An 11,704-nucleotide genomic window follows, 5' to 3' on the forward strand; every position below is an offset into this window, starting at 1 on the left:
TTTTCTTCTAGCCGATGAATTTGCAGAGTGAACTTTAATGTGCGGAGGAATGAAGTTTTTTGTATATACCGCCTCCTCAATCCACAATACGACATCATACCCAGTGCCATGTTCATCATCGCCCAAATCATGATCGAGACTTATCTCTGTTACCTTTCCTGTTTTTAGTAGCTTGATAGCTTCTTCAGGCCAATAAACTCTTACCCATCCGCTAGGAGTAACCCTTTCATCATCTAAATATACTTTCAATTTTCTTTTGCTCCTTGCCAACTATTTAGACTGGCCACAAAAGCGCTATGGCTGCCCTTTTTTATTGGGCTTTAAGTTGCTTGGCCACCTTAGCAACTAAACCTCGGCTACAACCAGCAGCATCAATCACATCATTCCAACTCAAGCCACTTTCAAGCAGCTTAGCCACACGAGCTTGCTTATCGGTATCATCCACTCGTCCTCGATACTTCCCGTTCGTTCTCGCTTTCTGGATTCCTTCAGCTTGACGGCGTTTTCGATCTTCATAGTCTTTACGGGCAACAGCAGCTAACATATCCAATAGCATCCCGTTAACCGCTTTCATAATACTGGCCGTGAACTCATCCGTTCCACCCGGCCTCAACTGTACCCATGAAGTCGGCAGATCTAAACTAACAATCCCAATCCCTTTGCTTTGGATGATGCTTTTCAACTTCTGCCAATCACTCTCTTTCAAGCGAGATAATCGATCTACTTGCTCTAACAAGATCACGTCACCGGATTCAGCAGTATCTAACAGTCTAAATAATTCAGGTCGCTGTAGAGTCGTTCCTGACTCATTTTCAATAAAACTTTTGGATAGTTTGAGACTTTGCTCATTGGCGAACTGCTCGATAGCCACTATGGCTCGCCTAGCATCTTGATCTTTGGTACTTGCTCGTAAGTAAGGGTAGATTCTCATCTTGAGACCTCTCGTAAGTCTATTACATGTGGTCTATTAATTATGGTCTATTATGAATAGTCTACTAAATTATTTTTAAGGTGATTTGATCGAAAGGAACAGGTCTATTTCAGGTATACCGATAAGAGACCAAATAAAACATTATTTATATACCCCTTTATCAATGACAGGGGTTATTATTTTTTCGCATTGAGGCTCACATTCTTGTGAATCACATTTCAGAATTAAGCTAAGTGTTACAACTATTAATAACTTTATTATTTTTGAATATGCCATATGTTCTTCTCCCATAAACTCATAACATAAGAAATCATAAAATCATTTAAAATCAATAGGTAATATTATTATGCTGATATAAAAAAGGAGAAAAAGGCGAAGTTTAGATGAAAATCTAGTATGCGAAATTTTAACAAGACAATAAAAATAACGAAGAAATTCTCAGATTAGCGTATGTGTTATAAGAGAAATATAAAACAGAAATATATAAGGAGGGGGGCGGCCCCAAATGGGATACCCCCTCCCCCCCTTTCACCGATCCTCGTAAAAAATTTATCTAATTTTTAGACCTGACAAACTTTTCTCTTTAGCGGAACTAAAATCGCCATGCTATATTTACCGCACTTGTCCGCACACATTAGTCAGGGAGTGTCCGCACACATGAGTACAAAAAAAGCTAACGAAACATCTGCATCTATTCGTAAGGATATGCGATTCGACAAAAAGTTAATGGCACGGATAGACGAAGCTCGGGGAGACGTCTCGTTTTCAGCTTGGGTTCGTAGAGCTGTTTTGATGCGATTAGATGGAGAAATACCAGTACAACCCAGACAAACACAGGAATGCCCAGCTAAGTCCGCACAAAAAGAAACGGGAAAAAACGTACATGTCCGCACACACAATGCAGAAAGGGCAGAAAAAACTCGTCAGGCATTATTTGGATTAGTAGAGCAACTATCACCAGAAGAACGACAGGCTATTCTTAAAGCTCGCTACCCTAAGAGTGAATGCAGAAAAGCGATTGGGGAGGCAGTATCTAAAGACTCAATGGCCAAATATTGGGATGAGGTACAGGCATTGTTGAGTAAGTAACCCAAGACACGGTTAATAAAACAGGTAGAGAAGCCGCCATGTTGGCGGCTTACGAATTATTAATGATTAGCATCATGACGACAATGTTGACATCTGAAATCGTCGGTTTCATAACTCATTAAGAGACTTTCATCGTCTACAAAACCATTTCCCGTACATAAGTCGTCATCCTCGCTCATAAAACTATTAATCACACCATCACAAGGAATATTTTCCAGTAATGGACGCATTGCATTCTCATAATGATACATCTGAGCGGCAGTTAGATTTTCAAGAATAAGTTCCCCTGTTGCCAGAAGGCGAGCTAAACGGATAGACGTTTCAGTATCTGCTACGCCATTATCTTCTCCTAACTCTACAATTCTTTCAGGACAGCTAGTAACGATATAATTTAAAACTGCTCGGTTCATACAACACACAACAATAGATAGGTGTCACAATATAAAGGCATCCAGGATAAAAAAAGAATAAGAATAGGCACTTAGAGTAACAATTGTGATCTAAATCTATAGTCCAGATAGAGCTTGCTGTTTTGTTAGGCTGAGATAGGAAAAAATATTATCTCAAACAAGAGTGACATACCCACCCACATACAAAAACACTTATAGGGATGTCATTTAGCAGCAATTTTTGACGACATAACATACAAAAGATGCTTGGACCTGCTTACGACAAATAACTATGTCGATATAATAAGAAACACAACTCATAATTAAGGTGTATATTGATATGTCAGACTCTAATACCGTATTTAACGATTACCTAAAACTAGATTACTCAACTAAACCTACAACTTCTTATTACCATAGAGCAGGAAAAGATACTCAACGAGCTATCGCTGTATCATGCGCACTAGAACTAATTCAAACTAAGCTATCGACTAATAGCTCCACTAGTGTTAAGTCTAGCCTTGAATGTTTACCTGTTTATGCAGATTTAATTCAAGAAGCATTAAAAACCAAGTAAGCTCTTAGGCGATTATAATTATCAATGTAATCGCCATTTCGCCACACCAATCACAATGACAGACTAACTATTTTCTACTTTTCTTCATCATCTATAGATAAGATAAACCAACAATCGTCTTTCATCTAATCTGAATAATACAAGATCCATGACAAATGTTACGGCAAAAAAAAAGAAATTAATCTTAGATAAAGAAACCCACTGGCAGCCATTTAGGCTTGATGATCAGGTTTATGATTTATCACACTTAGATGGCCAAGTAGTTGAGTACGTTCAACCAGCTAAAGGGAAAAATCCAGCTAGAAATTATAAGTTTTATGTTACTTATTCTTTTCATTGTTTTGCTAAAGATTATGAGCACTTAACAGACGAAGATAGAATTAGATTAGAATATAAAACGACAAAAGATAGTCGCCCTTTTTGCTTTATCCGTTATGAATTAAGCAAGAAATTACCGATGATTATAGCTAACTTAGGGCAGGCGAATTTAGTTTTTCATGGTGGGTATGAGAGCTTTGCTACCTGTGATATTCAGTCTGAACATGGTGAAACCATTCAATACTATATCTCTTTTGTTGCATATCGAGAGAACAAAAAACTAAGGCTACATATAAAAAGCGCCTATCCACTTGATGAGCCTTTAGGAAAGGTTAAAAAAGTAAAGTTTTTTAGTATTGCACTAAACCTATTAAAAAATAAAACGTTACCCAAACCCCAGATGTAACAAAGCCCCCTATATATGAGGGGGCTTCGCCTGAAATAATCAGGTATCCAGAACACCATTACCGGACAAGGCCTCGACCCTAAAAGGGTTGTGGAGCGTCATGTATAAACATGTCTGTCGCACTCTGGTAACAAATCATTTTTATTACCTGTCTTAATCATAATAGATGATACAGAAGAGTCAATAAAAATATTTATAGCTGTCTCACACGTAAGACTAAAATCAAGTACAGTTCGGCAGAGTCAAGACATACGCTATTCCGATCATTCCGGTCACTAAGAGACATGGATAAAAACGATTATCGGGCATTTTAGCAAGACTCTCAAAAAGAGAAATCAAATAAGTCATAGCACCTCCTTTAGAAACGAGCAGTAAAAATTTCTCAGTATCTAATAGGTGGGTTAAAGACCCTAAAAAGGCTGTTATCTGATAAGGCTTGTTGTTTCGCGATCACAATATAGAAATCTGTGTAGGCCAATACAACATCAGAGGCTCCCTTAAAGAACCCTAAAAAGGCTGTTATCTGATAAGGCTTGTTGTTTCGCGATCACTCTAATGGGATTTTAAGATACTTACTCACGGTGCTCGGTGAAATATTGAGATCATCGGCAATGCCACGATTAGATAAACCTAGGGCTTTTTTACTTACGATAGATTCCAACAACAATGGATCATGCGACCGAGGACGACCGCCACCTTTTGATATACGTCCAGCTTTAGCCTTATCCTCTTTTGAGCCAGCTTTGCCACCTTTAGATCCTTTCTTGGCCTGACTCTGACGGAATTTAGCTGGCGTAAACTCTCGATATGTCCAATTAGCAATGGATTTGGCGATAGACTTCACTTCCGAAACGGGAAGTGGTGAAATAAAACCGTAATTTAACGCCTCTACATGCTTATATACAGCTTCGTTCCATTTACGCTTGTAGCTAGGTGCCCAATATTGACGAATCGCTTTATAAGCCCAATGACGCACGTTATCAAAGAGTTCACAGTTACGACCAAGACCAATAGATTCATGTCCTTTTAATGGGTGGCCACGTAGATCTAAATAATCAGCTAACTCGTCTAACGTATATTCATGTTCGGTCCAACACTGGTTCTGCCAATGGGGGTGACATGGGTTCTTAGTTAGTAACCCAGCGTATCCACGGTCAGCTTTCAGTCGTTGAACAAGTGCAGATTGAATCGCAGCGGCATAACGAATAGGCTCCAGATGAGCAATATCAGACGTGCAGAACGGTACTTTCAAACGATAAACGATGTGAGCATGTCCGTTCTCAGGGTTTTTACTCGTCCAGTATGGAGCTGGAAGATTATTATCATACCAAGCGAGTACAGCCCCATTTCGATCTACATCGAAAACAAGGTATGTAGTTACACAAGGCTGGTTCACCTGCAGATACTTTTTACTGATTGCAGTAGTTTTCGAGCGAATAAATGTCACCCCTAACTCATCAGTACAGTACGGTTTATTCGGAAGAGACTCGAAGAGTTCTAACTGAAAGGCAGTTGATTGTTCAGTATTCACTCATGGCCACACTTATTGGCGGTCATGATAAGTTGAGATTGTGAATTCATCTGTTATACTTCCTTTAGAGAATATTATCCCTGTGATAGTTTTTCGTAAGCCCTGAATTCTTATGTCTTCCGCCAAGTTGATTGATAAGTTTCGGGGCTTTTGTTTCTCTGCGCTATCCTACCGCCTCTTCCGATCAAAAGAAACACCTCACAAAAAAACGGCAACCACCTACATTTAAAGGTATTAACCAAGTTCTCGCTGATAAAAAAACAAATATTCACCCCATGATTCCAGTCAACACGGGAGCTTTCGGTTTACCTTGCTACTTACCAATTTACTTACCAAGTTGCCTTAAAAGCGGGATAGAACACATTTTTCCTACTTATATGTTTTTTTTGATCAAGCCCACACATTTTAACCAAACTAAACAATTGGACCTTATTTAGTCTATTCCCCAGTGGAGATTCACCGTCAGCAGCCTGAGCATAATGGGAGTTATCAGCAACAGAGGCTCAATAATTTGAATCGCCTAATGTCTTACAAAGAGATCTCAGCTCTATTTGGTGTGTCAGCTCGTACACTTGGTCGTCAGATTGAAAATGAATTACTAACGGAGCCTATTTCAATCGGTACTCGAAAGCTCATCCCAGCCAATGAGGTTGAGGAACTGCTAAATGCGCGTATCAAAGGGTTTAATGACATCGAACTCCAAGCGCTCGTTATTAATCTAATGCACAAACGCAAGGAAGCTTAAATGCCCGAGATTACTCAGTGTCAACTAATCGTAAAGGATAAAGTTTATCCATTACCTCTTGATAATACGCAACTCAGTAGCCTGCTTGGACTTATTCAAGGGAATTTCCCTCTAATTGAATCGCTACTAGATAAGGCCGCACTTATCAGCACAAAACCGGATTTTTCCGCCGAGTATTATGCAGACAGAGTAGCAGACTATGCAGAGGTGCCATTACCAGAGTTTAAAACGAATAGCGAGATTTGGGCCTTTATCAATATGTACGGCCCTGAGTTTTAACCCCTAACAACCAACGCTCAGTTCTTCTGGGCGTTCTTCCTTGTTTTTTAGGCTTATACATGGAACGTCAATACATCACAGTGGGAGAGTCACACCGTAATAATGACTCAACCAAGTTCTACCGCATTTCATACATGGATATTCTATCTCGTTCTCTTTCACCTCATGATCTAACGTCGATGCCGTTCAACACTTTGGCCGATAAGCGTTATGTGAAAGAAAAATGTTGGTGGTGCATTCCTTCTGACTGCGCATCAAAACAAAAAGAGGCTATGGTTTCACACGGGAACTATTCCTTACTGATCGCAGATCTGGATTATGGAAACCATGATCAGCAAGCCATTATTGATGCTCTAACTTCGCTAAAAATTGATGCTTACCTAATCTACGATACCGTATCATCAACCGTTGAATGCCGCCGTTCACGAATCATTATCCCATTAGCCGAGTCTGTGGGTTACGATGATTGGCTAATTTTACAACGCGCTCTGACGTATATGTTTGGGGCTGACGATGCAATGGAAAATGCAAACCAGATCAGTTACCTACCAACGTTATCAGCAGGAAACAAGGCGTGTTATCAAGTTTCCAAAAGAGAAGGGGATTATCTTGACCCTTTTCAATCTGAATTTGCACAACAAGCCATTGAGCTGGCTCAGACATATATCACCGAAGATGAACAGCCAATTCCCTCACCACCAACCCAAGACCCGGTTATTCATAAAACGCACAGTACAGGCGATGGTTTCATCGATCCTATTGCGGAATTCAATCGAGCCAATGATTGGTCAGCCTTGCTCCGTTATTGTGGGTTTAAAAAAGGATATGGGAATCGCTGGATTGCGCCTTGTAGCTCTTCTGGCGTACCGGGAGTAACCATTTCAACGAAATACAGAGCAGAGGGAGGCTATGTATCTAGTCACTCAAGCGACCCTCTTTCTGATGGGAAGTTACATGACAAACTTGACGTGTGGTGTGTCTACGCTCGTCCCGGTATGACATTGGGCAACGTACTGCGTGAATTTGCAGAAAGCCATGTGGTCTGCGGTGGATTAACGTTGCAACAACACAACCAGAACGTCTTTAAAGCTAATAAATCAGGGGAGGTGGTATGAATAATCTATCCCTGGATAACATCAAAATGCTTGAAAGAGAGGTCGTAACGTTATTAGGGGACACCGAACAATATGCTATGGCTGATTGCGAAGAAACAATCTCTATTATGGCAGAGGCGAACACACGTCTTACTTCTTGTTTGAACGAAACTATCACGGAACGCAAGACTATTGGCCGTCCGCCTCGCCTACCTCGATCTAAGAATCCAGAGAAAAAAGCTAAACAGCAAGCATTACGCGATCTGGTGTTACAGCAAAAGGCTAAACTTGATGCCAGAAAATCAAAACTAGAGAGTGATATCGAGCAAACAAAAGCACTATCAACTCTTGCTTCTCGATTTATCCATAACCCGACAAAAGCGCTACATGATCCAGATAGTTTATCCGATCCTATCTACCGCTTTTGGATTGACTACAAACGCATGATTAATGCTATCTACTGTTTAGATGAACATGGCGAAAAATACTCAACCACACCAGAAATGGTGGCGGAACGCTTCATGTTTGCAGTTAATAATGCGCATAAAGAATATTGTCGTGAGTGGCTGGAAAGTGCAAACCGATTATTACTCCGCTTGGGCGCTTGGGGAGGATGCAAAGGAAACGAATATAGCTCGTTTGTCTTGTTGATGTCCTATATGTCAGCAAAAAAACGTGTGCATTTGTACCCAGCCGAGATCCCGCTTGAGCATGTATTTGATGGATTTAAACAAGACAATTCACACCATGCGATCCGTGAGGACATCAACCAAATCATCGGCAAAAAACGAGATCGTGCAATCTCATTTACTCAGTTAGGAGCAAGCCGCACAAAATTGTCACATGTTGATGAAATCATGCCGCTTATTCAAAACTCAATCAAAGATAACTTAGGTGGTAATTTTTTTCTATCTGCGCCAATGGGCGGTGTTTACAACGTTAAGATTGGTGAAGAACTGCATAACAGTGGCTCAAAAACAGACGGGGTATTACTGCCTACTGTCAAAGATGCATTAGAGCATGGTAAGTACGTGACGATTGTATTACATCGTAGGACGTTAACGTTCGATACAAAAACTCGCGTGACAAACTATCTGAATGAGCATCTGCCTCGTTTAAGTAACAGCGTATGGCATTATGATGAGCGATCAGTCTTTAACTTAAAAAGGGTACTGATCGTTTGTGTAAATTCGTTATCGCGTCCCCACATTAAAGAGCATTTAACCAAGTCTGAGGTGGTTCTCTTTGATGAATTCACGCAAACGCTCGGCAATTTAAGAATGCTTGAAGATGACCATTCAGAACAAGCGATTGTCCAATCATCATCGTATGAAAAATCAGTCGAAACACTAGATCTGATTTTCCACCAGTTCTCAAATAACAATAAAACCATTCTTGTTATTGATGCCGACCTGAACGAACACATCATTTATTTGATTGAGGATAAAACGGACACTAAGCAATACAATGTCATTATGAACATTACGCATCCAGAACGAGAGCTATCATCGGCGGAACGCTCACGACAAGTAGTGTTTCATCGTAATATCCAATCGCGTAAGCTCTTACTAAACCGTATTAATGAGCTGGCAGAACTACGCCTTGAGCAACGGGATTGCGGGAGTCCTTCGGATCGATTCTTTATTGCTATCGACAACAAGAGCCAATCAGTTGCTCTTAATGATTACTGTCTTTCGATGGGGTTGCGTACTTGTCTTATTAACGCAGATACGATGCAAGCCAAAGGAGAGCAAAAGGGGGCTTATGCTTTGGTTAATCATCAGTGCTCGCCTAATTTGTTCGATGTTGTGATCTATACACCGACAATAACAAGCGGTTGTTCGTGGGCCGAACCAGATTATGAGCAAGGGATCATCATTACGACAAAGGTGATTAAGTCTAGCGATCTAAAACAGATGGGATTCCGATTTCGCTTTACAAAACATATTGATGTCTTTGCTGCAGATAACCAAACCTTAACCACCACAGACACGGTTAATCATGATCTACTCATTAAAACATCTGGCAAGGCTGATTATCCCGGAGCATATAGTTTGCTTCATGATTACATGAGGACAGTAGATCTGGAATCAACAAAGCAACAACGTGAATTTCTCTACTATCAATTTGAGGCGGAGGGATGGGGTTGCTCAACGGTAGATCATTCAGCCAAACCATCTATTGATGTGAATACCAACAAATTAGATAACTCAGCGCGAATCAATAGCATCATTGACCAAAAACCATTAAGTGCCATAGAACACGCTCAAATCTCCCGTAGAACAGACCTGAGCTACGATGACATAGAATCATGCATTCGATATGAAACGGCCATACACAGTGCCTTGAGCTTCAATCCTGACGATATTCGCCTGTGTTTGAGCACGAAAAACGCTCAAGAGATTCAGTCTCTCCTAGTCGCAGTTGTTCTTCGCAATGATCCAGCTTTATTTGATGTTCTAAATCAAGCCATGTCTGAATTAATTGGCTGGAATTGGCTGCAAAGATTAGAGCAAGGGGAAGACCTTTCTTTTGCATCTAAATCAGCCCTAGACACGGGGTTGCGTCTAATCGCTGATGACAAATACCGAGCAGCTCTATATTCAGCAGGGGTGTTCGACCGTGGTAGCGAATCTAACCATAGCAGATGGTATCGAACCGACCGCTTATTTACAGTGATCGGGCGAAATAAGGTGAAATACCCATCAACTAAACCTTTGATTGAACGAGTATCAAATAGCTTCAACAAAGCATTACATGCCAGTATGCAAGCCTACCCTCTAATTGATGGTAACGTGCTGACGGTTAACTCAGCCCCTAAGAACAAACAAGGACAGTGCTCCATTATTTCCCGCTTACTACAAACGGTTGGCATCGAAATAACCAACGCTAAAGGAGAGGTGAGAGTCAATGGAGGGCGCATCGCTAAGTTGCTCTCAATTGCTAAACGAAAAGCAGTCTCTCTCATCATTAAAAAGAATATCGGACAGGATAATCTCTCTCGCTTAACGATGGAATGTTGGGGCGATGACGGCTATGGATTTGAGTTTATTGCTCGTAATGATAACTCTGTTGAGTTTGAATGCTCCGGGGAACTTGCTCGTTTATTCGCGAGGGAAGAACAGTTAACCGAGTCTGGTTGTGTGGTGGTCTCAGGGGGCGAAAAGTTGTCACCATTTTTACAGTCGCCTTTATATACTATGGACGACGGAGATTTTGGTGACAAAAAACGCCAAAAACTAGAGCTATCCCTTGAAAAACAACTACTTAAAAAATACAGCAAGAATCCCCATCGCCAATTCGTCAATCGCTTTATTCTGATAATTCTGGCCGACAAAAAGATGGTTGAACTCATGTTAACTCACCACCTTAAGATCAAAACAAACAGTAAGAGTGAAGACGCCCAAGCAGTTTTTGCCGCTCTTTTGGCACAGCTAGAACACCCCCAAGACCCGGTTAATTATCCACCTCTGGCGATAGCGAATACATAGTAAAGGTGTATAATATATACGTGTTATTGATGTACCGGTAATGCTACCCAAGCCGTTTTAAAGCCTACGAAATTAGCTTGCTGCCCATTATCGGTATATCACCAAAATGATAACAGGATGGCCAAATGGAAAAGAAAAAGAAACCACCGCCACGGATTGGCGTCCAGCCTGCTCAGGTATGGCGTGATTCATTCGTAGATGAAGTCCGTCAAGCCGTTTTATCTGGCTGCACATCAAACCCCAAACTGGCTAAATACTTTGGTGTTTGTCATGCAACCATTGGGAAATGGCGCAAACTTCGTCCCGAATTCAATACCGCTATTCTCCATGCTAATAAGTCACTACTGGCCGAAGTCACCAACCAAATGTTGATTTCAGCGACAGAACATCAGATCACAGATGAAAAAGTGCTTAGTGATGGCACCATCGTTCAATTCAAGAAGACATTACCGGGTAACGTTCGGGCCCAAGAAACATTGGCCCGTATATTGGGATCTGGGCTTATGGATGATGGCGATAATAGTTGGGACCCTAAATCAAAACTTGAAGTTAGCAGCCTCGATACCAACCCTATTGCTTTTGTCATGAAAGAAATTAGCGATGACTTAGAAGATAAAGGGGTTCTATCCCACAAGAACTAAGAGTTTATTGCACATTCATGATATCGAATGAAGGGGTTCCCTTTAAAATATGTGTCTAAAGAGAAAAGCCCTAGCCAAGCAAATGACTAGGGTTTCTTGCTTATTGGTTAAGAGGAACCATTAAATTTCCGCATGATATTACGTATGCCAAGTTCCATTTTTCTTCTAGCCGATGAATTTGCAGAGTGAACTTTAATGTGCGGAGGAATGAAG

At 40.9% G+C, this 11,704-nt stretch carries 12 protein-coding genes; 8 read left to right on the forward strand and 4 right to left on the reverse strand.

Annotated elements, in window-relative coordinates:
- Positions 1 to 249 (reverse strand): cyclic-phosphate processing receiver domain-containing protein (locus tag I3255_RS12790; RefSeq protein ID WP_238039163.1); only part of this gene is annotated, 249 nt, incomplete at its 3' end.
- A 61-nt stretch (positions 250 to 310) separates the two neighbouring features.
- Positions 311 to 931 carry a recombinase family protein gene (locus I3255_RS12795; protein ID WP_238039164.1) on the reverse strand — a complete coding sequence of 207 codons (621 nt, stop codon included), beginning with the start codon at positions 929 to 931 and terminating at the stop codon, positions 311 to 313.
- 657 nt (positions 932 to 1,588) lie between these two features.
- Between I3255_RS12795 and I3255_RS12800 the strand changes: the two genes are divergently transcribed.
- The gene (locus tag I3255_RS12800) at positions 1,589 to 2,020 is read left to right on the forward strand and encodes a hypothetical protein (protein ID WP_238039165.1); all 432 of its coding nucleotides are present in this window, start codon (positions 1,589 to 1,591) and stop codon (positions 2,018 to 2,020) included.
- Positions 2,021 to 2,079: 59 nt separating this feature from the next.
- Here I3255_RS12800 and I3255_RS12805 read toward each other — a convergent pair whose 3' ends face one another.
- The gene (locus tag I3255_RS12805) at positions 2,080 to 2,430 is read right to left on the reverse strand and encodes a hypothetical protein (protein WP_238039166.1); all 351 of its coding nucleotides are present in this window, start codon (positions 2,428 to 2,430) and stop codon (positions 2,080 to 2,082) included.
- 319 nt (positions 2,431 to 2,749) lie between these two features.
- Here I3255_RS12805 and I3255_RS12810 point away from each other — a divergent pair, with 319 nt between their 5' ends.
- Entirely contained in the window at positions 2,750 to 2,986 is a 237-nt protein-coding gene (locus I3255_RS12810; protein ID WP_238039167.1) for a hypothetical protein, read from the forward strand.
- Positions 2,987 to 3,134: 148 nt separating this feature from the next.
- Positions 3,135 to 3,710 (forward strand): stationary phase growth adaptation protein, encoded by a 576-nt coding sequence (locus tag I3255_RS12815; protein WP_238039168.1) that lies wholly within the window; start codon positions 3,135 to 3,137, stop codon positions 3,708 to 3,710.
- Positions 3,711 to 4,257: 547 nt separating this feature from the next.
- Here I3255_RS12815 and I3255_RS12820 read toward each other — a convergent pair.
- Entirely contained in the window at positions 4,258 to 5,241 is a 984-nt protein-coding gene (locus I3255_RS12820; protein ID WP_238039169.1) for a replication initiation protein, read from the reverse strand.
- Between the two features lie 523 nt (positions 5,242 to 5,764).
- On the opposite strand from I3255_RS12820, the gene I3255_RS12825 reads away from it, so the two are divergent.
- From I3255_RS12825 to I3255_RS12845, 5 genes are all read left to right on the forward strand, one after another.
- Positions 5,765 to 5,986, forward strand: a complete 222-nt coding sequence (locus I3255_RS12825) for a helix-turn-helix domain-containing protein (protein ID WP_238039170.1) — start codon at positions 5,765 to 5,767, stop codon at positions 5,984 to 5,986.
- Positions 5,987 to 6,265 carry a hypothetical protein gene (locus I3255_RS12830; RefSeq protein WP_238039171.1) on the forward strand — a complete coding sequence of 93 codons (279 nt, stop codon included), beginning with the start codon at positions 5,987 to 5,989 and terminating at the stop codon, positions 6,263 to 6,265.
- A gap of 272 nt (positions 6,266 to 6,537) precedes the next feature.
- Entirely contained in the window at positions 6,538 to 7,380 is an 843-nt protein-coding gene (locus tag I3255_RS12835; RefSeq protein ID WP_238039172.1) for a hypothetical protein, read from the forward strand.
- On the forward strand, positions 7,377 to 10,850 hold the full coding sequence (locus I3255_RS12840) for a hypothetical protein (protein WP_238039173.1): 3,474 nt from the start codon (positions 7,377 to 7,379) through the stop codon (positions 10,848 to 10,850). The genes I3255_RS12835 and I3255_RS12840 overlap by 4 nt, the downstream gene beginning before the upstream one ends.
- A 125-nt stretch (positions 10,851 to 10,975) precedes the next feature.
- Positions 10,976 to 11,491, forward strand: a complete 516-nt coding sequence (locus I3255_RS12845; protein WP_238039174.1) for a hypothetical protein — start codon at positions 10,976 to 10,978, stop codon at positions 11,489 to 11,491.
- The last annotated feature ends 213 nt before the right edge of the window (positions 11,492 to 11,704 follow it).

Origin of the sequence: Psychrobacter sp. Ps6, assembly GCF_022129235.1 — a bacterium.
In the GTDB taxonomy this organism is placed as follows: domain Bacteria; phylum Pseudomonadota; class Gammaproteobacteria; order Pseudomonadales; family Moraxellaceae; genus Psychrobacter.

Bases quoted from the DNA above. Each gene is read 5' to 3' on its own strand.
- I3255_RS12795 (WP_238039164.1), bottom strand. From the start codon at position 931: ATGAGAATCTACCCTTACTTACGAGCAAGTACCAAAGATCAAGATGCT.
- I3255_RS12800 (WP_238039165.1), top strand. From the start codon at position 1,589: ATGAGTACAAAAAAAGCTAACGAAACATCTGCATCTATTCGTAAGGAT.
- I3255_RS12805 (WP_238039166.1), bottom strand. From the start codon at position 2,430: ATGAACCGAGCAGTTTTAAATTATATCGTTACTAGCTGTCCTGAAAGA.
- I3255_RS12810 (WP_238039167.1), top strand. From the start codon at position 2,750: ATGTCAGACTCTAATACCGTATTTAACGATTACCTAAAACTAGATTAC.
- I3255_RS12815 (WP_238039168.1), top strand. From the start codon at position 3,135: ATGACAAATGTTACGGCAAAAAAAAAGAAATTAATCTTAGATAAAGAA.
- I3255_RS12825 (WP_238039170.1), top strand. From the start codon at position 5,765: ATGTCTTACAAAGAGATCTCAGCTCTATTTGGTGTGTCAGCTCGTACA.
- I3255_RS12830 (WP_238039171.1), top strand. From the start codon at position 5,987: ATGCCCGAGATTACTCAGTGTCAACTAATCGTAAAGGATAAAGTTTAT.
- I3255_RS12835 (WP_238039172.1), top strand. From the start codon at position 6,538: ATGGTTTCACACGGGAACTATTCCTTACTGATCGCAGATCTGGATTAT.
- I3255_RS12840 (WP_238039173.1), top strand. From the start codon at position 7,377: ATGAATAATCTATCCCTGGATAACATCAAAATGCTTGAAAGAGAGGTC.
- I3255_RS12845 (WP_238039174.1), top strand. From the start codon at position 10,976: ATGGAAAAGAAAAAGAAACCACCGCCACGGATTGGCGTCCAGCCTGCT.